Source organism: Achromobacter sp. FW305-C-28, assembly GCF_058783235.1.
The window spans coordinates 97,135-120,843 of sequence record NZ_JBYSYL010000010.1; the positions used below are offsets into that span (position 1 = coordinate 97,135).

General features: G+C 67.5%; 20 protein-coding genes and 1 pseudogene. 8 read left to right on the top strand and 13 right to left on the bottom strand.

The window, feature by feature from the left end; genetic code table 11:
* Positions 1 to 15 precede the first annotated feature (15 nt).
* Positions 16 to 912 (bottom strand): annotated as a pseudogene (locus AC3WMR_RS22720) (LysR family transcriptional regulator).
* Between the two features lie 144 nt (positions 913 to 1,056).
* Here AC3WMR_RS22720 and AC3WMR_RS22725 point away from each other — a divergent pair.
* The 7 genes from AC3WMR_RS22725 (at position 1,057) to AC3WMR_RS22755 (ending at position 7,725) form a co-directional block, all read left to right on the top strand.
* Positions 1,057 to 1,938 (top strand): EamA family transporter, encoded by an 882-nt coding sequence (locus tag AC3WMR_RS22725; RefSeq protein ID WP_492265135.1) that lies wholly within the window; start codon positions 1,057 to 1,059, stop codon positions 1,936 to 1,938.
* Positions 1,939 to 2,341: 403 nt separating this feature from the next.
* Complete coding sequence (locus tag AC3WMR_RS22730; protein WP_492265134.1) at positions 2,342 to 3,778, top strand: cytochrome ubiquinol oxidase subunit I; 1,437 nt, start codon at positions 2,342 to 2,344, stop codon at positions 3,776 to 3,778.
* A gap of 4 nt (positions 3,779 to 3,782) precedes the next feature.
* Positions 3,783 to 4,790, top strand: coding sequence for a cytochrome d ubiquinol oxidase subunit II (cydB, locus tag AC3WMR_RS22735; protein ID WP_492265133.1), 1,008 nt, complete (start codon positions 3,783 to 3,785; stop codon positions 4,788 to 4,790).
* Positions 4,790 to 4,930, top strand: a complete 141-nt coding sequence (locus AC3WMR_RS22740; protein ID WP_492265132.1) for a DUF2474 domain-containing protein — start codon at positions 4,790 to 4,792, stop codon at positions 4,928 to 4,930. The genes cydB and AC3WMR_RS22740 overlap by 1 nt, the downstream gene beginning before the upstream one ends.
* Before the next feature lie 24 nt (positions 4,931 to 4,954).
* A complete protein-coding gene (locus AC3WMR_RS22745) occupies positions 4,955 to 6,364 on the top strand; it encodes an aminotransferase-like domain-containing protein (protein ID WP_492265131.1) in 1,410 nt (469 codons plus the stop codon).
* 102 nt (positions 6,365 to 6,466) lie between these two features.
* Positions 6,467 to 7,189: a hypothetical protein gene (locus AC3WMR_RS22750; protein ID WP_492265130.1), complete on the top strand. Its 723-nt coding sequence runs from the start codon at positions 6,467 to 6,469 to the stop codon at positions 7,187 to 7,189.
* 59 nt (positions 7,190 to 7,248) lie between these two features.
* Positions 7,249 to 7,725 (top strand): hypothetical protein, encoded by a 477-nt coding sequence (locus tag AC3WMR_RS22755; RefSeq protein WP_492265129.1) that lies wholly within the window; start codon positions 7,249 to 7,251, stop codon positions 7,723 to 7,725.
* 132 nt (positions 7,726 to 7,857) lie between these two features.
* On the opposite strand, the gene AC3WMR_RS22760 is transcribed toward AC3WMR_RS22755, so the two are convergent.
* The 6 genes from AC3WMR_RS22760 to AC3WMR_RS22785 all read right to left on the bottom strand — a co-directional run bounded on the left by AC3WMR_RS22760 (position 7,858) and on the right by AC3WMR_RS22785 (position 14,988).
* Entirely contained in the window at positions 7,858 to 8,832 is a 975-nt protein-coding gene (locus tag AC3WMR_RS22760; RefSeq protein ID WP_492265128.1) for a Bug family tripartite tricarboxylate transporter substrate binding protein, read from the bottom strand.
* 118 nt (positions 8,833 to 8,950) lie between these two features.
* A complete protein-coding gene (gene tcuB, locus AC3WMR_RS22765) occupies positions 8,951 to 10,189 on the bottom strand; it encodes a tricarballylate utilization 4Fe-4S protein TcuB (RefSeq protein ID WP_492265127.1) in 1,239 nt (412 codons plus the stop codon).
* Positions 10,176 to 11,591, bottom strand: a complete 1,416-nt coding sequence (gene tcuA, locus AC3WMR_RS22770; RefSeq protein WP_492265126.1) for an FAD-dependent tricarballylate dehydrogenase TcuA — start codon at positions 11,589 to 11,591, stop codon at positions 10,176 to 10,178. Before tcuA ends, tcuB begins: the two co-directional genes overlap by 14 nt.
* 78 nt (positions 11,592 to 11,669) lie before the next feature.
* Entirely contained in the window at positions 11,670 to 12,596 is a 927-nt protein-coding gene (locus AC3WMR_RS22775; protein ID WP_492265125.1) for a LysR family transcriptional regulator, read from the bottom strand.
* A gap of 138 nt (positions 12,597 to 12,734) precedes the next feature.
* Positions 12,735 to 13,646 carry a c-type cytochrome gene (locus AC3WMR_RS22780; RefSeq protein WP_492265124.1) on the bottom strand — a complete coding sequence of 304 codons (912 nt, stop codon included), beginning with the start codon at positions 13,644 to 13,646 and terminating at the stop codon, positions 12,735 to 12,737.
* Complete coding sequence (locus tag AC3WMR_RS22785) at positions 13,639 to 14,988, bottom strand: c-type cytochrome (protein ID WP_175217402.1); 1,350 nt, start codon at positions 14,986 to 14,988, stop codon at positions 13,639 to 13,641. The genes AC3WMR_RS22780 and AC3WMR_RS22785 overlap by 8 nt, the downstream gene beginning before the upstream one ends.
* Positions 14,989 to 15,303: 315 nt before the next feature.
* Here AC3WMR_RS22785 and AC3WMR_RS22790 point away from each other — a divergent pair, with 315 nt between their 5' ends.
* Positions 15,304 to 15,636, top strand: coding sequence for a YjaZ family protein (locus AC3WMR_RS22790; protein ID WP_492281592.1), 333 nt, complete (start codon positions 15,304 to 15,306; stop codon positions 15,634 to 15,636).
* Here AC3WMR_RS22790 and AC3WMR_RS22795 read toward each other — a convergent pair.
* From AC3WMR_RS22795 to ertC, 6 genes are all read right to left on the bottom strand, one after another.
* Positions 15,623 to 16,321, bottom strand: a complete 699-nt coding sequence (locus AC3WMR_RS22795) for a glutathione S-transferase N-terminal domain-containing protein (protein WP_492265122.1) — start codon at positions 16,319 to 16,321, stop codon at positions 15,623 to 15,625. The two genes, AC3WMR_RS22790 and AC3WMR_RS22795, sit on opposite strands and share 14 nt — an antisense overlap.
* Positions 16,322 to 16,494: 173 nt before the next feature.
* Complete coding sequence (locus AC3WMR_RS22800) at positions 16,495 to 18,270, bottom strand: HAL/PAL/TAL family ammonia-lyase (RefSeq protein WP_492265121.1); 1,776 nt, start codon at positions 18,268 to 18,270, stop codon at positions 16,495 to 16,497.
* A gap of 14 nt (positions 18,271 to 18,284) precedes the next feature.
* A complete protein-coding gene (locus tag AC3WMR_RS22805; protein ID WP_492265120.1) occupies positions 18,285 to 19,517 on the bottom strand; it encodes an MBL fold metallo-hydrolase in 1,233 nt (410 codons plus the stop codon).
* Positions 19,510 to 20,850: an MFS transporter gene (locus AC3WMR_RS22810; RefSeq protein ID WP_492265119.1), complete on the bottom strand. Its 1,341-nt coding sequence runs from the start codon at positions 20,848 to 20,850 to the stop codon at positions 19,510 to 19,512. The genes AC3WMR_RS22805 and AC3WMR_RS22810 overlap by 8 nt, the downstream gene beginning before the upstream one ends.
* A gap of 50 nt (positions 20,851 to 20,900) precedes the next feature.
* Positions 20,901 to 22,553 (bottom strand): thiourocanate hydratase, encoded by a 1,653-nt coding sequence (gene ertB, locus AC3WMR_RS22815; RefSeq protein WP_492265118.1) that lies wholly within the window; start codon positions 22,551 to 22,553, stop codon positions 20,901 to 20,903.
* 11 nt (positions 22,554 to 22,564) lie between these two features.
* Positions 22,565 to 23,656, bottom strand: coding sequence for a thiohydantoin desulfurase (gene ertC, locus AC3WMR_RS22820; protein ID WP_492265117.1), 1,092 nt, complete (start codon positions 23,654 to 23,656; stop codon positions 22,565 to 22,567).
* Positions 23,657 to 23,709 lie beyond the last annotated feature (53 nt).

Genomic DNA, 23,709 nt, shown 5'->3' on the forward strand with positions numbered 1-23,709 from the left:
CGCCCGTGCGCCGGCTCACGCCGCCGGCGCGCCCAATTCCTCGACCAGGAAATCCACCAGCGCCCGCACCTTGGCCACCATGTGGCGGCGCGACGGATACACCGCGTAGACCTCCGTCTACACGGGCACCCAATCTGGCAGCACCGCCTGCAAGGCGCCGCGGTCCAGGTCGGCCTGCACATATGCGCGTGGCACCAGGCTCACACCAAACCCTGCCCGCAAGGCATCGCAGACTGCCAGGCTGGAACTGACCTGGTAGCGGTCCCGCGCCGGGATGCGTTCGACCTGCCCCGCCCGTTGGAAAGTCCATTCATCGGCATGCCCCGACAGGGTGAAGCGCACGCATTCCAGGCGCCGCAGGTCGGCGGGCTGGACCGGTACCCCATGCTGCTGGAAATACGCTGGCGCGCCGCACAGCACGTGTTCCAGCGTCAGCAGCTTGCGGGCCACCAGACTGGAGTCTTCCAGCCGGTCGCTGCCGCGAATGGCCACGTCGAAGCCTTCCTTCACCAGGTCGATGCGGCGGTCTTCCAGGTGCAGGTCCAGCGACAGGCGCGGATAGCGCGCCAGAAAGCGCGGCATGGCGCCCGCCAGCAGCGTCAGGCTGAGCGACAGCGGCGCGCTCACGCGCAGCGTGCCGGCGGGTTCCTGCTGCAGCGGCCCCAGTGACGACTCGGCCTCGTGCAGGTCGTCCAGGATGCGGGCGACCTGGTCGTAGTACTGCCGCCCCGCCTCGGTCAGGCTCATGCGGCGGGTGGTGCGGTTCAACAGGCGCGCCGACACATGGCTTTCGAGTTCGGCGATGTTCTTGCTGACGGCGGCCGGCGACAGCCCCAACTGGCGCGAGGCCGCCGCAAAACCGCCCTGCTCCACCACCTGGCGAAACACCTTGAGCGCGGTGAGATGATCCATGGATTCCCCGGATGATCATTCACTGCCAGTGAATGATGTTGCCATTGGAATGGATATTATCGCGGCCTGGCGATTCAATTAGCCTGTCGGTATGGATGCCGCGCCCGCGCCCGGCCCGTCTTGCCCTTCCAAGGAATTCTCGCCATGAGCCGCAGCGCCGACCTGCTCCTGACCGCGGTGGCCCCCGCCATCTGGGGCAGCACCTATGTCGTCACCACCTTGATGCTGCCGCAGGGCTACCCGCTGATGGTGGCCATGCTGCGCGCCCTGCCCGCCGGCATCCTGCTGTTGCTGGCCGTGCGGCAACTGCCGCAGGGCATCTGGTGGCTGCGCGCCTTTGTCCTGGGTGCGCTGAACTTCTCGGTGTTCTGGGCGCTGCTGTTCGTGGCCGCCTACCGCCTGCCGGGCGGCGTGGCCGCGACGCTGGGCGCGATCCAGCCGCTGGTGGTCATCCTGCTGGCGCGCGCCTTGCTGGGCTCGCCCGTGCGCGGCCTGGCGGTGCTGGCGGCGCTGGCCGGCATCGGTGGCGTGGCCCTGCTGGTGCTGGGCCCCAAGGCGGCGCTGGACCCGGTGGGCGTCACGGCCGGCCTGTTCAGCGCGGCGTCCATGGCCCTGGGCACCGTGCTCAGCCGCCGCTGGCAGCCGCCGGTGTCGGCGCTGACCTTTACCTCGTGGCAACTGACGGCGGGTGGCGTGCTGCTGTTGCCGGTGGCGCTGCTGGCCGAACCCGCCCTGCCGCCAGTCACGGCCCTGAACGTGCTGGGCATCGCCTACCTGGGGCTGATCGGCGCGGCGCTGACCTACGTGATCTGGTTTCGCGGCATCGCCCGGCTGGAACCCGCAGTGGTGTCGTCGCTGGGATTCCTGAGCCCGGTCACCGCCGTGCTGCTGGGCTGGGCGCTGCTGGACCAGCGCCTGAGCGCGGCGCAGATGACCGGCATGGTGATCGTGGTGGGCAGCGTCTGGCTCAGCCAGCACGTGCAGCGCCGCGCCGCGGCTAGCGCCGCAGGTCGTCCTGCACCGTGAAGCGATAGGCCTGAAACAATCCCACGCCATGGCGCGCCAGGAGTGGCCATAGCATGATCGTGGCTCCATACACAGTCGCGCGCCGATGACGTGGCCGCGCTGATCGACGAGGCGGCGCGCGCCTAGCGGGTGACTCGGATCAAGCAGCACAGTCATCCGGCTGTGCTGCTTTTTTTGTAACCCGCCAGTCTGTCCCCTTCCGCAAAAAACTGCCCGTTTCCCTATGAAATACGGCGGTAACGGCCTTCGCCGTCCGCAAACTGATCCGCTTTTTTCAGCAGTTTCTGAATCTGTACTAACTATCGTCGCCGGCCTACCTTGACGCTACAGGCACCAGCCTGTCCGCGCGCGCCGCCTACCAGCGGTTTCCCCGCGCGGGCCTTGAAGTCAGGAAAACTCCGCCATGGATAGCGACGCGCTACTGCTTGCCCGAATACAGTTCGGTTTCACCATCTCTTTTCACATCCTCTTTCCCGCCATCACCATCGGGCTGGCCAGCTACCTGGCCGTGCTGGAAGGCTGTTGGCTGCGTACCCGCAACACCGTCTACCGCGACCTCTACCACTTCTGGACCAAGATCTTCGCCGTCAATTTCGGCATGGGGGTCGTGTCCGGCCTGGTGATGGCCTACCAGTTCGGCACCAACTGGAGCTTCTTCTCCGATTTCGCCGGCAGCGTGACCGGGCCGCTGCTGGCCTACGAAGTCTTGACCGCTTTCTTCCTGGAAGCCGGCTTCCTGGGCGTGATGCTGTTCGGCTGGTCACGCGTGGGGCCGGGCCTGCACTTTTTCTCGACCATCATGGTGGCGCTGGGCACGTTGGTGTCGGCCACCTGGATCCTGGCGTCCAACAGCTGGATGCAGACACCCGCAGGCTACGAGATCCTGGATGGCCGCGTGGTGCCGACCGACTGGCTGGCCGTGATCTTCAACCCGTCTTTCCCCTATCGTCTGGCGCACATGGGCATCGCCGCCTTCCTGGCCACCGCGTTGATGGTGGGCGCGTCCGGCGCCTGGCACCTGTTGCGCGGCGACCGCAGCCCGGCCGTGAAGAAGATGTTCGCGATGGCGATGGCCATGCTGGCCATATCGGCGCCGCTGCAAGCCGTGGTGGGCGACTTCCATGGCCTGAACACGCTCAAGCACCAGCCGGCCAAGATCGCCGCCATCGAAGGCCACTGGGACAACGAACCCGGTGCGGGCGTGCCGCTGACGCTGTTCGGCATTCCCGACATGGAACGCGAGGAAACCCGCTACGCCGTCAACATCCCGCGCCTGGGCAGCTTGATCCTGACCCACAGCTGGGACGGCCAGTTTCCCGGCCTGAAATCGTATCCGCCCCAGGACCGGCCCAACGCCACCGTGGTGTTCTGGTCGTTTCGCGTGATGGCCGGGCTGGGCATGCTGATGATCGCCCTGGCAGCCTGGGCGCTGTGGGCGCGCTGGCGCGGCAAGCTGTACCAGTCGCGGGCCTTGCAGCGCTTTGCGCTGTGGATGGGGCCCTCCGGCCTGCTGGCGATCCTGGCGGGCTGGTATGTCACCGAGATCGGCCGACAGCCGTGGATCGTCTACGGCGTGATGCGCACGGCAGACGCTGCCACCCGCCATGGCATCGGCGAACTGACGCTGACGCTGGCGCTGTTCGTGGTGGTGTACCTGTTCGTGTTTGGCGCCGGCGTGTCGTACATGCTGCGCCTGATCCGCATGGGTCCCACGCCGGCGCCTGGCCATGCGCCGCTGTCCGGCGGCCCGGGCGAACCGCGCCAGCCGTCGCGGCCGCTGTCGGCCGCCTCCACCTCGGCGGATGTTCCGTCCGCCTCACGCAACGCCAAGGGAGCCTGACGCCATGGGTATCGATCTTGCACTGATATGGGCCGTCATCATCCTGTTCGGCGTGATGATGTACGTGGTGATGGACGGCTTCGACCTGGGCATCGGCATCCTGTTCCCGCTGATCCCCGATGCCGAGGAACGCGACGTCATGGTCAACACCGTGGCGCCCGTGTGGGATGGGAACGAGACCTGGCTGGTGCTGGGCGGCGCGGGTCTGTTGGCGGCATTTCCGTTGGCGTATTCGGTGATCCTGAGCGCGCTGCACCTGCCGCTGGTGTTCATGCTGCTGGGGCTGATCTTTCGCGGCGTGGCGTTCGAATTCCGCTTCAAGGCGGACCCGCACCACCGTCCGCTGTGGGACCGCGCGTTCGTGCTGGGGTCGCTGTGCGCGACGTTCTTCCAAGGCGTGACGCTGGGCGCCTACATCGAAGGCATACCGGTCGTAGACCGCGCGTATCAAGGCGGCGCGTGGGACTGGATCAGCCCGTTTTCGCTCTTCACCGGCGTGGGCCTGGTCGCGGGCTACGCGCTGCTGGGCTGCACCTGGCTGATCATGAAGACCGAAGGCCGCCTGCATCGCCACATGTGCACGCTGGCCCGGCCGCTGACGCTGGCGCTGCTGGGCGTGATCGCCGTGCTCAGTCTGTGGACGCCGCTGGCGCAGCCGCAGATCGCGCAGCGCTGGTTCAGCCTGCCGAACATGTTCTGGTTCCTGCCCGTGCCGTTGCTGGTGGCGGCCGCCGGCTTCGACCTGGTGCGGCGCGTGCGCGGTACGCCCAACGCCGGCCCCTTCGTGCTGGCGCTGTGCCTGGTATTTCTGGGTTACAGCGGCCTGGGCATCAGCATCTGGCCCGCCATCATTCCACCCGACGTGTCCATCTGGACCGCCGCCGCGCCGCCGCAAAGCCTGGGCTTTGCGCTGGTCGGGGCGCTGGTCATCATTCCGATTATCCTGATGTACACCGCCTGGTCCTACTACGTGTTTCGCGGCAAGGTGCGCGCGGGCGAGGAGTTCCATTGATGCATGCCTCACCTTCCCCCACCTCGTGGCGCAGCCGCTTGTTGTGGCTGGCGCTGATCTGGGCCGGCAGCGTGGCCGCGCTGGGCGTGGCGGCCTGCGCCTTGCGCCTCATCATGCGCGCCGTCGGCATGTCGACTTGATTTCCCGCTTTTCACGGACCCGCCATGAAGCGCTATGAACGCCTGACCGAAGATATCACCGCCTCGATCCTCTCGGGCCTGTTGCAGGCCGGCGACCGCCTGCCCTCGGTGCGCCAGACCAGCGCCAGCCGCGGGGTCAGTCCGTCGACGGTGTTCAAGGCCTACTACCTGCTGGAAGCGCGCGGCCTGATCCGCGCACGCGACCGGTCCGGTTACTACGTGCTGCACGCGCCCCATGCAGCGCTACCCGAACCCGACGGTCTGTCCAGCGCCAGCGCGGGCCGCCATCCGGTGGATGTCAGCGACAACGTGCTGCAAGTGCTCAACGCCACCCTGCGGCGCGACATGCTGCCGTTCGGGTCGGCCTTTCCCAGCCCGTCGCTGCTGCCCTACGGCCGGCTGGCCAAGTTCATGGCAAGCGCGGTGCAGCAGCTGGACCCCTGGAGTTCCATCGACGACCTCAGCCCGGGCGATGCCGCGCTGCGCCGCGCCATCGCGCTGCGCTACCTGGCCGACGGCCTGACGGTGCCGGTGGACGACATCATCATCACCAACGGCGCGCTGGACGCGCTGAACCTGTCGCTGGCCGCCGTGACACAGCCCGGCGATGCCGTCATCGTCGAATCGCCCACCTTCTACGCCGCGCTGCAATCGCTGGAACGCAACCAGCTGCACGCCATCGAAGTGGCCACGCATCCACGCGAAGGCATCGATTTGCAGGCCCTGGAACGCGCCATCGTGCAGCACACGCCGCGCGCGTGCTGGCTGATGACCACCTTCCAGAATCCCTTGGGCAGCCTGATGCCCGAGGCCAAGAAAGAAGCGCTGGTGCGGCTCCTGACCGAACACGGCGTCGCGCTGATCGAAGACGACGTCTATGGCGAGCTCTATTTCGGCGACACCCGGCCGCGCCCCGCCAAGGCCTTCGACCGCGAAGGCATCGTGATGCATTGCTCGTCGTTCTCGAAAACGCTGGCGCCCGGCTACCGCGTGGGCTGGGTGGCCGCCGGGCGCCATACCCGCGCCATCATGCGCAACAAGCTCACCACCAGCCTGGCCACCGCCGCGCCCACCCAGGCCGCCATTGCCGCCTATCTGGCCCAGGGCGGCTACGATCGCCACCTGCGCCAGTTCCGCCAGACGCTGGCGCTGCAACAAGGCGAGGTACTGCAAGCCGTGGCACGCTACTTTCCCAAGGGCACCCGCGCCACGCGGCCGCTGGGCGGCTACTTCACCTGGGTCGAACTGCCCGCGCACATCGACACGCTGCAGCTGCATCGCGCGGCGCTGGGCCACGGCATCAGCATCGCGCCGGGGCCGCTGTTCTCGTCGTCGGGCGCCTTCGGCAACTTTCTGCGCTTGAATTACGGACACCCCTGGAATGCCGGGATGGAACAGGGCATGGCGACGCTGGGCAAGCTCATGGGGACATGAAATCCGCCATATTGATACAGATAGAAACCCCGCCCCGACCCACATCCCTTAGAGTGCGAAGCCTTCGACATCTGGACGGTGCCGCGTCGCGGCGCGTTTCTCATGACTGCTTCGTTCCCCCGAGTTTTGCCGCGCCACGCGCTGGGTTGCTACCTGGGCGCCGCGGCCCTGCTGTACCTGTTCTGCGCGCAGCTGCTGGCCGCCATCGACATCTGGCTGCTGCCCCGCAGCCTGCTCGTCGAGATGCTGCGCTATCGCGCCATGTGGCTGGTGTTCTTCCTGACGCTGCCCACCGTGGGCTACCTGCTGTGGCGGGGGTCGGATCTGGTCGCATGGTGGCGCGCTCCGGCCTCGCTCGCACTTGACGGCCACGCGCTGCATCTGGGCACGCGCACCGTGCCCTATACCGACATTGCGTCGATGCGCCACCTGCACAACCGCGACCATCTGCTGCTGACCCTGCACAGCGGCGAACGCATCCGGCTGCGCCTGCCGATCTGGCAAGACGGCTATGCACTGGCCGAGCACCTGGAAGACGCGGTAGGCGGCAATCTCGAAGCCGATACCCGGCGCCAGCTGCAAGCCGGCGCCACCGTGGCGTTCGGCCCGCTGGGCATGAACGCCGCCGGCCTGGTGCACAAGGGCCAGCAGATTCCCTGGACCGCCATCGACACCATCCGTACGCAATCGGACAGCGAAGACATGGAAACCGACGAGACGCTGATCATCGTCGCCCAGGGCAAGACCCACAAGATCGACCGGTCCAGGATCGTCAATGAATCGGTGATGCTGGCCTGTCTACGCCAATACCTGCCCGGCGCCTGACTTCGATTCCGCCCCGTCACAGGACGGCGGCCCCTTTCCCCTTTTTGCGCAGCCTCGACATGGAAATCTACAGCTCCCCCGCCCAACAATCGCAAACGCTGGCCGACCGTCCCGTGTATTTCTCCCGCAACCGCCTGATCGCGGGCGCGGTCATCTGGACGGTCGCGGCACTGGTCTTCGGTTTCCTGGCCGCGCGCTCGCACGACAGCATGGGCGCCCTGGCGTTCTTTGCCGCCATCGCCGCCATCGGCGTCTGGCTGGTCGTCAAATGCCTGACGCGCGCCTTCGGCCCCGCCACGCCCGTGATCACCTTCACCCGCGGCGGGCTGAAGATCACCGACGGCACCGTCATTCCGTGGGACGCCATCAACGAGAACACCTACGTCAATCAAAGCTACGTCGGCATTCCCACCGCCAGGCAGATCCAGCTGAAGACCTCGCTGCCGAACAAGAAGCGCGTGATGATCCAGGCCATGGCGCTGGAGATCAACGGCGACGAATACCTGGCGTTGTGCGACGCCTACCAGGCGCGTTGAAACACGGCTGACGGGCACGTCAGATCAAGGTCGCAGGCCGCCAGCGGCGCGTGCGCCAGCAGGGCAAACAGCAGGGTCGTCAGCATGCGCGAAATCCTGGCATGCGACCCTGCGTGACTCACATGACGATCGTCAGTTCGCCGTGGCGCCCGAGTCCTTCACAGCCTGTGCCCACGCCACGATCTCTGACTGGATGAAAGCGCCGAACGCAGCCGTGTTCACATTCGATGCCTGCGCGCCTTCTTCCATCAGGCGTTGGCGCACGGCGGGTGCGGCCAATGCGCCGCTCAACGCGGCATTCAATTTCTGCACCACCGCGTCGGGCGTGCCCGCCGGCGCCACCACGCCATGCCACGACAAGGCCTGGAAGCCGGGCAAACCGGATTCGGCCATGGTCGGAATATCAGGCAGCGCGGGCGAACGCTGGGGCGAGGTCACCGCCAGTGCACGCAACGTACCCGCCTTGATATGCGGCAACGCGCCGGGAATGGTCGTGAACAGGAAATCGATCTGGCCGCCGATCAGGTCGGTGATGGCTGGGCTGCCGCCCTTATAGGGCACGTGGGTGAACTGCAGGCCGGCCGCGCGCTTGAACATCTCGCCGGCCAGGTGCCCGGGGGTGCCCGCGCCGGCCGAGCCCATGTTGCTGCGGTCGCCCTGCGCCTTGATGTGGGCGATCAACGCCTGCACATCGGCGGCCTTCACGTTGGGGCCGATCACCAGCACATTGGGCACCGTGGCCAGCAGCGTGACGGGCGTGAAATCCTTGGCCGCGTCGTACGAGATGCGCGAGTACAGCGACGGGTTGATGCCGTGCGTGCTGGCGGTGGCCAGCAGTAGCATGTAGCCGTCCGGCGCGGCCGAGGCCACCTGCTTGGCCGCGATGGTGCCGTTGGCGCCGCCCTTGTTGTCGATCACGATGGTCTGGCCCAGCGTCTTGGCGGCTTCGGCCGCCACGGTGCGCGCCAGGATGTCGGACGTGCCCCCCGCCGAATGTGGCACCACCAGCGTGATGGGCTTGGCGGGAAAGGTCTGTGCGTGCACGGTCGGCAGGGCCGACAACAGACAGGCGGCAAGCGCCGCGCGGGCGATGCGGGAAGGGAACATGCAGGTCTCCTGATGGATATGGTTTGCGGCGCCATCGAGGGCGCCGTCATGCGAGCGGGTACAACGAATCGATGCGCGGCGTCCGGACTGGCGTCCCGGCGCCGCGCGGGTCCGGCTTTCAGTCGGCCCCCAGTTGCAGCTTGTTGGGCTGGCGTTTTTCGATCGACCACTTGAGCAACGCGGCCGATCGGTAGATGCCGTGCGCGAACTTGCCGTAGGGCAGCGTCAGGAAGAGCGCCATCACCACGCCCAGGTGCACCGCCAGCAGCAGCGCCATGGCGCCGGTGTCGCGACCGGCCAGCAGCGCCAGGCCCGTGGCGCTGGTCAGGAACAGCAGCGCGATGAAGCCGCGGTCCATCGGCTTTTGCGCGGCGTCGCCATGCTGCGGATGGCGTTTGAGGTTCAACCACAGCAGCCCCGCCGGTCCGACCAGCAGGCCGATGCCGCCCACCGTGCCCAGCAGCACCGGCGCGCTCCAGAACGGATATGGCGCCTGCTGGCCCAGCAGGTAGTGGTACAGCGTGGCCACGACCGTGGCGGCAAAGCACAGCATGAAGCCGTAGAACGTGAAATGGTGAAAGCGGCGACGCCACAGCGTGAAAGCATCGTCGGCGTTGTTGCAGCCCTTGCCGTGGCCGCCATCCAGATAGCGCAGCCGCAGCGCATCGTGCGCGGCCTCGGCGACCGCCGCGCCGCTGGCCGCGCCCGGACTGACGTCGCGCCAGAACTTCGTCACCCCCACGCCCAGCGCCAGCATGGCAAAGCCGAATACCGCGCCGAACATCAGCGCCAGCGTGTTGTGCGGAAACACCGCATAGAAATTGCCCGCCATCGGCGCATGCCACAGGCTGCCGGTCAGCAGCACCGCCAGTGTCAGAAACAGCGCAAGACTCGCCGCGGCAGCCAGCGACAGCGTCAGCCCGTTGCGGCGGTACAGCTGGTCCAGCGCGGGTGGCCAGGCGTAGTCGGTGTACGTCTGCATGCGCACCTTGGCCATGGCCTGCGGCACGTTCACCGCGAACTCGTGCGGCGGCGCGTATTGGCAGGCATGCAGACAGGCGCCGCAGTTGTGGCACAGATTGGCCAGGTAGTTCAGGTCGGCCTTGCCGAATTCCAGGCGCCGGGTCATGGCGGGAAACACCGCGCAGAACCCTTCGCAATAGCGGCAGGCGTTGCAGATCTGCATGACGCGGGCCACTTCGGCCTCGCCGCCGCTGAGCGCATCGGGCGCGGCGGCAACCGGCGAAGAAGCCGGCGCGGCGCCACGGCCATGCCATGTGACGACCTGCTCGGTCATCGCCGCTTGCGGCGGGTTGAACGACTGGGCCTGCTGGGCCAGGGCTTCAAGCTGCCGCATGGCGGGCTCCTTCGAAATGGGCGTGGCGCGCGGCGGCGGCGGCGCGGGTGCCGGCGATGCGACCGAACGCCGTGCCGATGGACATGCCCACCCCCGCCGTGTAGCCCTTGCCCAGCACGTTGCCGGCCATCATTTCACCGGCAACGAACAGGTTGTCGCTGGGAACATCACCAAAGCGCACCGCGGCGGTCTCATCGACCTTCAGGCCCAGGTAAGTGAACGTGATGCCGGGACGCAGCGCATAGCCGTAGAACGGCGCGGTGTCGAGGGGCCGGGCCCAGTGGGTCTTGGCGGGCGTCAGGCCTTCGGTATGGCAGTCGTCCAGCGCGGTGTGGTCGAACTTGCCGACCCGACAGGCCTGGTTGTAGTCGCGCACGGTACGTTCGAACGCCACGGGGTCCAGGCCCAGCTGCGTGGCCAGTGCGGGCAGCGTGTCGGCCTGGACGCCCGGAAAAACCGGCGGCATGAAGCGGCCGATGGCCTTGGCGTCGATGATCGAATAGGCAATCTGCCCCGGCTGCATGGCCGTCAGGCGGCCCCAGATGGCATAGCGCTTGGGCCAGAAATCCTCGCCTTCGTCATAGAAGCGCTGGGCGTCGCGGTTGACCACCACGCCCAGCGACACACAATCGATGCGGGTACAGATGCCGCCGTCATACAGCGGCGCGCGGGCGTCGATGGCCACGCAATGCGACTGCGACGGATCGCCGATGCGGTCCGCGCCCGCGTCCAGCATGAACTTGAGCAGCACACCCTGGTTGAAGCGCGTGCCGCGGATCAAAAAGTTGTCGGCAGGCCATTCGCCGCATTCGTTCTGGCCCCAGGCCTCGCGCAGCCATTCGCGGTTGGACTCGAAGCCGCCGGCGGCCAGCACACAGGCGCGCGCCTCGATGCGTTCGGCGCCGATGCGCGCGGCGATGAAGCGGCCGTCTTGCAGTTCCAGCGCATCCACCGGCGCGTCGTAGCGTATCTGCACGCCCAGCGCTTCGGCGCTGCGGTAGTAGGCATTGACCAGCGCCTTGCCGCCGCCCATGAAGAACGCATTGGTGCGGGCCACGTGCAACGCACCCGACAGCGGCGGCTGGAAGTTCACGCCGTGGCGCCGCATCCAGTCGCGACAGGTGGACGACTCGCGGATCACCAGCCGCGCCAGGTATTCGTTGGTCTGGCCGCCGGTGACCTTGAGCAGGTCCTGCCAGTATTCCTCTTCGGGATAGGCATCGACCAGCACGTCCTGCGGCGCATCGTGCATGCAGCGCAGATTGCGCGTGTGCTGCGAATTGCCGCCGCGCCATTCGCGCGGCGCGGCTTCCAGCAGCAACACGCTGGCGCCGGCTTCGCGCGCCATCAGGGCCGCGCACAGCGCCGCATTGCCCCCACCCACCACCAGAACGTCGACCATGACCGCATTTCCTGAATCAAGGAATGCACTGTAGGTCTACAGGCCGCGCCGCGATATCCCGGCGGCGTCAACAGGTATTCACGATTCGTGAAGGGTCGTGACCGCCCAGGTGCCCGCGCGCGCCAGGCTGCGCGACACATCCGCCAGCACCAGCCGCGCGGCCAGCGCCGCGGGCGACAGTTCGTCTTCGGACAGGCTGGCCAGCAGGTTGGGCCGGAACAGGTCCGCATCGTCGATGCGGGCCATGGCCAACTGGCCGGGCGCGATGCGGGCAGTGGCCGAGCTGGGCTGGATAGTGGCGGCGTAGCCCAGCTGCACCACGTCCATCAGCAACGCCAGGCCATCGACCTCGGCCACTACCCGTGGCGTCAGGCCAGACTTCTGGAACGCGTGATTGACCAGGGCCCGCAGCCCATGGCGGCCGCTAGGCAGCGCCAGCGGCAGGTCGGCAATGTCTTCCAGCCGGGTGGTCGCCCCCGCCGGCAGGCCGGGCATGCCTCGCCGGGCGCACAGGTACAGCGGTTCGTCCAGCAGCGGCATCACGCTCCAGCGGCGCGCGGCCTCGGCGTGGAACACGATGGCCAGGTCCAGCAGGCGGCCGTTGAGCATGTCGGCCAGATGGCCCGACAGCGCTTCGACCAGGTGCAGCCGGATGTCCGGGTAACGCTCGTTCATGGCCTGCACGAACGGCGCCCCCAGGATCGAGGCGGTGGTGGACGACAGCCCCACGCTGACGTGCCCGGCCAGCCGCGCCTGCTGGGCGGCGCGCACGGCATCGTCGGCATGGCGCAGCGCCAGCTGGGCCTGGCGAAAGAACGCCAGCCCCGCGTCGGTGGGCACCACGCCGCTGGCGCTGCGCTGCAACAGCCGCGTGGCCAGCTCGCCTTCCAGGCGGCTGATCTGCTGGCTGAGGGCGGACGTCACCATATCCAGGGACGCGGCCGCGCGGCCGATGCTGCCGGCTTCGACGACGCGGACGAAATAACGCAGCTGGCGCAGTTCCATGGGGCCGGATGATCAGAATGAAGATCAGCCGATTGTAGGGCGGGCCGCACAGGGCTGCCTGTGCAGGCAGGCCTCCGAAGAGGCCATCACAAGGTCCCCCGTGGGGACGACCCGTGATGGTCTTCGGCCAGGATCACCTCAATACCGCGCGTCCTTGGGCTTCTTGCCGTTCGGCCAGTCCTTTTCCTTGCCGGGGAAGTCCGGGCGCGGCATGTGGGTGAAGTATTCCGCCACGTCCACCGCGTCCTGGTCTGACAGCACGCCGCCCTCGCCCCAGGTGCCGTGGGTGTTCACGCCCATCGGCATGCTGTTGCGGATGAAGGCCGCGGCCTTGTAGGTGCGCGCCAGGCCCGCGCCGATGTTGAACGACTCGTCGCCCCACAGCGGCGGAAACACGACATCGCCCGCACGGTCCTTCTTGCCTTCGCCGTTGGCGCCGTGGCAGGCGGCGCACTGCGCCGCATACAGGTTCTTCCCACGCACGGGGTCGCCGATCAGCTTGGTGTCGATCGGCCAGGCGTTTTCGATCTGCACCTTGGCGCCGTGCGGCACGTCCTGCGCCAGCCACTTCATGTAGGCCACCATGGCCTGCATTTCCGGCGACGTCTTGTCCAGCGGCTTGCCATTCATCGACCGCATGAAACAGCCATTGATGCGGTCTTCCAGCGTCACCACGCGGTTGGCGCGCGGGTTGAACTGCGGAAACGAATTGACCGTGTTGATGTACGGCGCCCCCAGCGGCTTCTTGCCCTGCTGCACGTGGCAGCTGTTGCAGTTCATGCTGGCGCCGGTGTTCTGCGGCAGCAGGCGCCGGGTTTCGTTGAGCAGGCGCTTGCCGTAGTTGATCTGGTCGGCGTTGGGTTCCTTGGCAATCAGCGTGTCGGACGGAATGGTGTAGTCGGCCAGCCGCTTGCCGTCCTTGTCCAGCACGGCGAAGGTCTTGCCGTTGGGGTCCGCAGCCGGCGCATCCTGCGCCGCCATCGCGGCCATGCCGCCTCCGACCGTGGCCGCCAGCACCAGCGCCGCGGCGATCTTGAGCCTGTTATTCATGTTTGCCTCCCGACACGATGTTCGGTTTCTTGCCTGCCAGGAAGTCGCGGATGTGCGCCACGTCGCCATCGGCGATGGCCGGCGCCTGGTTGGTCCAGGCCGTGCGGATGAAATTGATGACGTCGGTGATGTCGCGGTCGCTCAGGTGGTTGAACCCGGGCATGGCGAAGGCCATGGCGTCATGGTCGTTGGCGGGCATCTTGCCGCCTTCCAGGGTGATCTGGATGATGGACTGCGGGTTCTGCGCGAAGATGGCCGAATTGCCCGCCAGTGCCGGGAAAATGCGCGGCATGCCCTGGCCGTCCGCGCGGTGGCAGACCACGCACTGCTCCATGTAGATCACCGCGCCGCGCGAGTCGTAGCGGCCATCGAGCAGGGCCGCCGTGGTGGTGTCGGCCTTGGCGGCGAACACCGGCAGTTTGCCTTGCACCGGCGGCAATTGCTTCAGGTAGGCCGCGATGCTGGCCAGGTCGTTGTCGCTGAAATGGCGCGTGCTGTGCTCGACCACGTCGGCCATCGCGCCAAACGCCGCCACCTTGTCGGTGCGGCCCGTCTTCAGGAACAGCGCAATGTCGGCCGCCGTCCACGATTGCAGGCCCTGGGCTTCGCCGCGCAGGCTCTTGGCGCGCCAGCCGTCGATCACCGCGCCCGACAGGAAGGCATCGCCATCCGCCATGGACAGCGCCTTTTCCTGGTAAGCCAGGCCGCGCGGCGTATGGCAGGCGCCGCAATGCCCCGGCCCTTCCACCAGATAGGCGCCGCGCGTCAGCATTTCGTCGGCGCCGGCCGGCGCCGCAAACTGCCGCTTGCCGGCAAACAGCGCCTGCCACCAGGCCATGGGCCAGCGCATGTTCAGCGGCCACGGAATGGTGGAATCGGCGCTGGGCTTGCTGTCGGGCTTCACGTCGGCCATGAAATAGGCGTACAGCGCCTGCACGTCGGCGTCGGGCATGATGGCGTACGACGGATACGGCATGGCCGGATAGAGCGGCGTGCCGTCCTTGCGGATGCCGTACTGCACCGCGTTCTTGAAATCGGCGTAGCTGTAGGCGCCGATGCCGGCAGTCTTGTCGGGCGTGATGTTGGACGAGTAGATCGTGCCCACCGGCGTCTGCATCGCCAGGCCGCCCGCAAAGGGCTTGTCACCGGGCACGCTGTGACAGGCCACGCAATCGGCCGTGCGCGCGATATAGGCGCCGACCTCGGCCAGGCGCCGATCCTGCGGATCGACGGTGGCCGTCGTTTCCGTCTTGCGATGGGCGGTAAGCACCTGGGCGCCACCGATGGCCCCGCCTGCCAATACCAGCAGCGCCACCACCGCCTTGATCCCGAACTTCTTCATCTGACCCTCCGTTACGCGCCGGCAAGCGCGTACGTCGGGTGTTCGTACTGCGTTGTCCAGCTTATGAGGCCAGCTTACGCGTTTTGGTAATAAGCATATGACTGAAAAGCATGAAAGTATCGGGCTTGTTTGATCGGGCGCAAAGGGCGGTCACGGAAAGAGGCACGCCATGGGCGACTGACTACAGTGGGAGTAAAGCGAGACATAAAGCGCACGCTACATGCCATCAGGCACAAGCTGGCGATGCATACTCTGCGCCTCGTGGAACCAGAGCCAGCGGAATGAAAGATGGGGGCCAATTGGCACGAAGGCATGATGCGCTGGGTGTCGTACGTCGACTCGCAAGGCCAGGCCTATCCGCTGAGTCACTTACACCCGTTTCGCTACTCACTCACTGTCAGTCACGGCTGCAATGTCGAAATCCGCGTCACCTTCGCCATGCATTGCTTCACTCGCACCTGTCAGACTGCAAAGCGAAGGCCCCCGAAGGGGCCCCGTAGTCTGGCGTCTGTTACCTCCGCTTTTGGCGGAACCGCTATCGCGGCAGTCAACGCTTTTGCCCGAAGGCTCACCAGCTATTGCGTTAGGGAAGATCGTTGCCCAAATCCGCGTGATGAGCAACCCATTGCCCTGCTCAAGTTGGAATAGTCAGACCCTTTACCACTGCCGGACGCGCCACGAAGGCTTCCAGCACGCGGGCGACGTTCTTGAATTGCGAGAACTCGACCAGGTCGCCGGCGCCGTAGAAGCCGATCAGGTTGCGCACCCACGGCAGGATCGCGATGTCGGCGATGGTGTATTGGTCGCCCATGACCCAGGCGCGGCCTTCCAGGCGCTTGTCCAGCACGCCCAGCAGGCGCTTGGATTCGGCCACATAACGGTCGCGCGGGCGCTTGTCTTCGTAGTCCTTGCCGGCGAACTTATGGAAAAAGCCCAGCTGGCCGAACATCGGGCCGATGCCGCCCATCTGGAACATCACCCATTGCAGCGTTTCATAGCGGCCGGCGGTGTCGGCGGGGATGAACTGGCCCGTCTTGCTGGCCAGGTAGACCAGGATGGCGCCGGACTCGAACAGCGCCAGCGGTTTGCCGTCGGGACCGTTGGGGTCCAGGATCGCCGGGATCTTGTTGTTCGGGCTGAGCGACAGGAATTCCGGCGAAAACTGGTCCTGGGAATCGAAGCTGACCCGGTGCGGCTCATAGGGCAGGCCCAGCTCTTCCAGCAGGATCGACACCTTCACGCCATTGGGCGTGGGCAGCGAATAGAGCTGGATGCGGTCGGGGTGCTGGGCGGGCCATTTTTGGGTGATGGCGAACGAGTCTAGGGAAGACATGCGTAGGAACTCCTGGAGATCCGGGGGGGTGGCGATGGGGAACGCGGTGGCGGCGCGGGCGACGGGCGATCCGGCGCCTGCGGGCGTCGCGCAAATTTAACGCAAATCACCTGCTTGGCAAGCGTTCGGCGGCCGGCCCGTGGGCGGCCGACGCGCAACAGACTGTTCCACGCCTACAGGTCAGGCGCCCAGGCGGATCGGGCGTCCCGGTTCTGCCGCAGGAATGCCGTGGCCGCGATGATGTCGGCGTCGTTGCGGCGGTCTTCGGCCAGGTACGGCACCTGCTTGCGGAAATCCCGCCACAGGATGGCGGTGCCCTGCCCCAGGGCGGCTGCCGGCCCTTGCGGATAGCGCAGGTCCACGGCCTGGGCCGCATGCATCAGTTCCACGGCCAGCAACCGGGTCAAGGCGGTGATCTGCCCGGTGACGCGCAGCCCGGTCAGCGGCGCGTTGGTACCCACGTCTTCGATGTTGCCGGCCTGTGCCTGCACGTCGGTCACGACCGGGCCGGACAGGGCCCGCACGTCGGCCGCCAGCGCCGACACGGTCTTCTGGATCGGGCCGTAGCCGATGGCGCCGTTGCCCGGGCTGAGAAAGCGCGGCAGCCGGGTAAACGCCGGGTCGGTCAGGCGCAAGGTGCGCTGCGCCGACAGCTGCGCCACCTGCGACAGGGCCACCGCCGTGCCCTGCAACGGCAATACCCAGGCGCTGGGGTCAAACCCGGCGCTGGGCAGCACGGCCCCGCGCACCGGCCCGTCGGTCACGAAATACTGGGTTTCATAGGCAGATGCGCCGGGGCCGGGCGTGGCGTCCAGCACCACGGTCGGGTTGTCATCGGAACTGTTGATCTGCACCTGCAACTGGCTGTCCAGCAGCGCCAGCATGTCACGGGCGGCGCCGTGGGCCTGGCTGACGGTGCGAAAGCTGAGCGGATCCTGCAGCGGCCGCTGCGCATCGGTTCTCCACAATACGCTGCCTTGCAGCAGCCCCAGCATGCGCTCGGCGGTGGCGCGCTGGCCGGCGTAGGGCCGCTGCGACTGCGCGGGGGCCAGTAACGGCGCCAGATTGCCGTCCAGCCCTTCCAGCGACAGCGCCGCCACCGCATCGGCCTGGGCCAGCAGCGCCCGCGCATCGTGCGCGGCCAGCACCGCCACGGCGGCGCCGTAGGCGTTGGAACTGACCATGGACAGCGCATCCTTGCCGAACGGCCGCACCGGCGCCAGCCCGGCCTCGTGCAGCGCCTGCTCGGCGCCCAGGCGCCGCCCGCCGCGCCAGGCCTCGCCTTCGCCCATCATGACCAGGCCGATCTGCGGCAGGATGGTGATGTCGGCTTCGCCGACCGAGCCTTCGCCCAGCATCACCGGCGTGACATCGCGGTTCAGGAAGGCGGCGTATTGGTCCAGCACCGCGGGCTGCATGCCCGCCCCGCCGAACAGCGCGGTGTTCAGGCGGATCAGCATGGCCGCGCGGGTCACATCGCGCGGCGCCTCGTTGCCGTAGGCAGCACTGTGCGAATGCAGCAGGTTGCGGTTGAACTGCTCGGACAGGCGCCGCACCTCGGGCGAAATGTCGCCGCCCTGGAAAATGGTCTGGTCCTTGTTCAGGCCCACGCCCCGGTTCAGGCCGTACACCGGCTTGTCCAGGCGGGCGTAGGCCAGCAGCAGGTCGTAGGCGCGGGCCGCGCGTTGGACGGCTTGCGGGGCGATGGCGACGGCGCAGTCCTGCCGCGCCACCGCCACGACCTGGGCGGCGGTCAGCGAGCGGCCGTCCAGGGTGACGGTGCATTCGGTGGACTTGGCCACGGCGGCCGACCCGGTCGCCGCCGCGGAAGCTGCCTCGGCCTGCCCGGCAGCCAGGCCACAGGCCAGCAGCGACACTGCCACCACCTTGCACAGCCGGCCCCGTCCGCGCCGTGCCCCGCCCTTCAACACCGCTTGAAAAGCCGTCATCCCGCCGTCTCCGCTCAAGGTTGCTTGACTGCCTGCGTCAAGGGAATTTGCACCAGGGGAATACGCATCAGGTCCTGCCCCAACACGACCGGCCCCTTGAAGGTGTCTCGCGCCGACAGCCAATGCGCCGCCGGGGCATCACCGGGCACCAGGTGCGACAGCACCAGGCGCTTCACGCCCGCCCGCGTTGCCGCCTCGCCGGCCTGCTGCGGCGTGGTGTGGGCTTCGAGCAGTTGCCGCGCCAACGCCTGCTGGCGCGCATCCCAGGGCTTGGGGCCGACGATGTGGTCGACCCACGCGGGGTCGATGGCCTCGTGCACCAGGATGTCGGCGCCGCGCGCCAGGCGCTCCAGGTTGGGGCTGACCGCCGTATCGCCCGAGAACACCACCGACCCCGCGGCAGTATCGAAGCGATAGGCGAAGTTGGGATACACCAGTCCATGCGGCACCAGGATGGCCGTGACCGTCACGCGCTCGTCGCGCCAGACCTCGAAGGGGTCCATCGGCGGCGCCGGATTCGTGTTGGGGTCGTGCACCACGCCGGGCGGCACCGGGATGTCGTGCGCCTGGAAAAAGCCGCGCACGTCGGGCACGCCTTCGCTGCGCACGCGGATGTTCAGGTCGGCGGCCATGCCGGCCACCACCGAATCCACCAGGTCCGCCGTGCCCGCGCCGGGGTTCTCGGCGTGTATCACCGGGTCGCCCGCCAGGCCCGCCGCCAGGGGCGGCAACAACCCGCGCCGGCCCGGCCCGAAGATCTGCAACGAGGCCTTGGCCCGGCGACGCGCACTGGGGTCGTACATCAGCAGGCTGGCCAGGTCGATGATGTGGTCGGTATGCAGGTGGGTCAGGAACACGGCCTGCTCGGCGCCCGGCTTGATGCCCGCGCGGCGCAGTTGCCGATAGGCGCCCGACCCCAGGTCGACGATGTAGGCCTTGCCGTCCACCACCAGCGCCGACGAGATGCCGTGCGGCGAATCGGCGCCGTACCAGGTGGGCCCGCCGGCCACGCCCAGCAGCACGAGTTCGGCGGCGGGCGCGGCCGTCGTTGCGACGGTCGTCGCGGCAACCGGCGCGGCGGCGGGAGACGTGGCGGTCGGCGCAGCCAGAGCGGCTGCGCTGCCCAACCCCGACAAGACCAGCGTCGCGGCGACCGCCGCCAACCTGCCCGGCGCCGCCTTTCGCATCACTTTTTGCACCGCCCGCTGCGCCACCTTTCGCACCAGCGTCACCCGGCCGTCAGACATGACGGCCCTGCGGCAACACGGTCAACGCCACCAGCGCCACCACGCAAGCGCCCATCACATACAGGGCCGGCGCGAACGACACGCCGGTGGTGTAGGTGATCCAGGTCAGGATGGCCGGCGCAAAGCCGCCCAGCACCGTCACCGCCGTGTTGTACGACAGGGACATGCCCGACGAACGCACGGCGGTCGGGAAGACCTCGGACAGGGCTGCCGGCGCCGTGCCCACATACAGCGCCACCAGCAGGCAGAACAGCGACTGCACCACGATCAGCGCGAATTGCGTGTGGTTGGCCTGCAGCCACATCATCAGCGGGTACACCGTCACCAGCAGCAGCAACGCCGACCCGCGCAGCACCGTGCGGCGGCCGTAGCGGTCGGACAGCGTGCCCGAAAAGAAGCAGCCGCCGATCAGGAACAGGTTGCCCACCAGCGCCCCCAGAAACGCCTGCGAGCTGGTGAAGCCCATGCTTTTCTGCACGTAGATCGGCATGAAGATGATCAGCGCGTACGGGCCGATCGCCCACAGCACCGACATGCACAGGCCGGTGAACAATTCACGCGGGTAGTCGCGCAGCACCGCCAGCAGCGGGGCCTTGACGTGGTTCCTGGTAGCCGCCTGGCGGGCCTGTTCTTCGCGGAAATGCGGCGTTTCGTCGAGCGTGCGGCGCATCCATAGCCCCACCGGGGCAATCGACAGGCCCACGATGAACGGAATGCGCCAGCCCCACTCGCCCACCTGGTCTTCGGTCAGGAACGTGGTCACCAGCGTGGCGACCAGCGCGCCCAGCAGGTTGGAAATACCCATGCTGGCCTGCAGCCACGACGCATACTGGCCGCGCTTGCCTTCGGGTGCATGCTCGACCAGGAAAGCGGTGGCGCCGCCCACTTCGCCGCCGGCCGAAAAGCCCTGCAGCATGCGGCCGCAGACGATCAAGAGCGGCGCGCCCACGCCGATGGCCGCGTACGGCGGCGCAATGGCGATCAGCAACGTGCCCAGCGCCATCAGCATGATGGTCATGGTCAACGCGGCCTTGCGTCCGGCGCGGTCGCCATAGGACCCCAGCACCAGCGCGCCCAGCGGCCGCACGATGAAACCCAGCCCGAAGGCCAGGAAAGAGGCCATCAGCTGCACCGTCGGGTCCGCGTTGTGAAAGAAGTTCTGCCCGATGTACACCGCGAACAGCGCGTAGACCGAGAAGTCATACCATTCCAGCGCATTGCCGATGGATGCGGCGATGACGGCCTTCTTGGCGCCCTTGTGTTCGTCGGCGCCGGCATGGGGGGGATTGCCCCCCAATACCCCGGCGCCCGGGTTGATTGCGATGTTCTTCATTGACGTTCCCATTGAATCGCCCCGTATCCGGGGCTGTTATGTCCTGCCGTTCAAGCCCGCACCGACGTGTCGATGCGGCCTATGCCTTTTTTGCGGACCTCGTCCAGCGCCTCTTCGTAGCCGGCGTCCGCATAGCGCAGTACGCCGCTGGCCGTGTCGTTGGTCAGCGACAGCGACAGGCGCTGCGCCGCCGCGTCGGTGCCGTCCGCCACCACCGTGACGCCCGCGCTGGTCATGTAGCCGCTGTAGCCGCCGCCCCCGGAATGAATCGCAACCAAGTCGGCGCTGGAGGCGCAGTTGATCATTGCGTTCAGCAAGGGCCAGTCGGCGATGGCGTCCGAGCCGTCGCGCATGTTCTCGGTCATGATGTTGGGGTGCGCCATGGCGCCGGCATCCAGGTGGTCGCGGGTGAATGCCACCGGCGCGGCCAGGATGCCTTCCCGCACCATACGGTTCACTTCCAGCGCCAGCTCGGTGCGTTCGCCGTGGCCCAGCCAGGCGATGCGCGCCGGCAGGCCTTCGAACGGCACTTCCTGGCGCGCCAGGCGAATCCAGTTGGACACGATCAGGTTGTCCGGGAAGCGCTGCAGCAGGAAGTCGTCGATCTTGCGGATGTCGTCGGGGTCGTTGGACAACGCAATCCAGCGGAACGGGCCGATGGCGCGCGCGAACAGCGGCCGCAGGAAGGCCTCGGTGAACACCGGAATCTCGAACGCACGGTCCACCCCGCCCTGCCTGGCGTGGGTGCGGATCAGGTTGCCGTTATCGAACACCACGGCGCCGCGGTCCTTGAAGCCCAGCATCGCGGTGACGTGGCGCACGATGGACTGGCGGCTGGCGTTCATCAGCCCGGCCATGTCGTCCTGGCGCATGCGCGCCACCTGGTCCAGCGTGTAGCCCGAGGGCACATAGCCGTACACCAGGTCATGCGCGGACGTCTGGTCGGTGACGATGTCCGGCACGATGCCGCGCGCCAGGATTTCCGGATAGATGTCGGCCGCGTTGCCCAGCAGCCCCACGGAAATCGGGCGGCGTGCCGCCTGGGCCTCGCGGATCAGGGCCAGCGCCTCGTCCAGCGACTCGGCGCGGCGCTCCAGGAAGCCCGCCTTCAGGCGCTTTTCGATGCGTTCCGGGTTGATCTCGATGGTCAGGATGGCGGCGTTGGCCATGCGGCCGGCCAGGGGCTGGGCCCCGCCCATGCCACCCATGCCGGCGGTCAGGATGAAACGGCCGCGCAGGTCGTTGCCGAAGTGGCGTTCGGCGATGCGGCAAAAGATTTCGTAGGTGCCCTGGATGACGCCCTGCGAGCCGATGTATTGCCAATCGCCGGCAGTCAGCCCGCCCCAGCAGATCAGGTTGTCGTCCTGCAGCTGGTAGAAGTTCTCGGCGTGGGCCCACTGCCCCACCATATTGCAGTTGGCCATGATGACGATGGGCGCCTGCGGATGGGTGCGCAGCACGCCGATGGGCTTGCCCGACTGCACGATCAGGGTCTGGTCTTCTTCCAGTTCGAGCAGCGCGCGCACGATCGCATCATGCGACGGCCAGTCGCGCGCGGCGCGGCCCAGCGCGGCGTAGACCACCAGGTTGTCCGGGTCTTCGCCCACCGCCAGCACGTTTTCCAGAAGGCGCAGCAGGGCCTCCTGGCGCCAGCCCTTGCAACGCAGCACCGCACCGCCGGGAACGTTGAATTCGCGTTTCATCGTAAGGTCCTTCAGCGCGCCAGCGCGTAGCCGGTGAAATCCATGCCCAGCGCCTTTTCGACGATGGGGTACACCGACGCATCGGTGACGCTGGAAGACAGCGGAATGTGCTGCTTGGACACGTGCAGGATGGACACCTGCAGGCCTTCCTTGAGCTTGCCCGCGCTGACCGGGTTGCCGTCGGCGTCCAGCGTGGTGATGACGTCGGGATAGCAGGCGATGCGTTCGCCTTGCGCATCGGTCACGGCCATGTGTTCGTTCATCACGTGGATGACGCGCTTGCCCGCGCCTTCGCCGATCTCGACCGTGCCGATGTCGAAGGCTTCTTCGGTGTACTTGAGCGTGTTGCGCACCACCCGGCCCGAGCCGATGATCTCGCCCTGCGTGGCCTTGCAGATAGCGTCGATCACGGCGCTGCCGCCCTTGGGCTGCGCCGCCAGGATCGCCTCGCCCAGCGCCAGCGCGCGGCTGATGCCGCCCAGCGCCGCATGACGCCGCACGTACGACGCGCGGATCGGGTTGCGGCAGCTGGCAATGAAGCCGCCGGCCATGTCGGCGGCGCGGCGCAGCACCGGCGACACCTTGCCGGTGGCGCCGTGCACGGTCAGTTCCATATAGGCGTTGTTGGCGCGGTTGCCGCCCACGGCGCACTGGATCATGGGCTCGGGGCTGCCGGCCAGGCCCAGCGACCCCATGTCGCCCGTGGGATGGGCGCGGATGTCGCCCACCGCGTCCACCACCTTGGTGCCCAGCACCGCCGACGGCAACCAGCCGTTGAGCGTGCTGGACATGCCGTTCTGGCCGATGATCAGCCCGTACAGGCGTTCGCCCAGGGCATCTTGCAGGCGCTCGGCCGCCTTGACGTAGTCGATGCCCAGCATCTGCCAGTCGGTCAGGCCGCCCGGCGCGCCGATGGCGGCGGCGGTGGCGATCCAGGCGTCGTCAGGTACTTCGTCCATCGAGACCAGCTCGGGCCGGCCGATGGTCACCGCCAGCGACCCCAGTTCGCGGCCATGATCGGCCCAGCCGCCCCCGCCACAGGCAAACACCGAACCGCCCCTGACCGCGGCTTCGACGTCTTTCATCGTCAAGATTCTTCCCATTTCGCCCTTCCTTTCCCGATAGCGGTTTAGCTGGTCCAGCGACGCATGGCGCT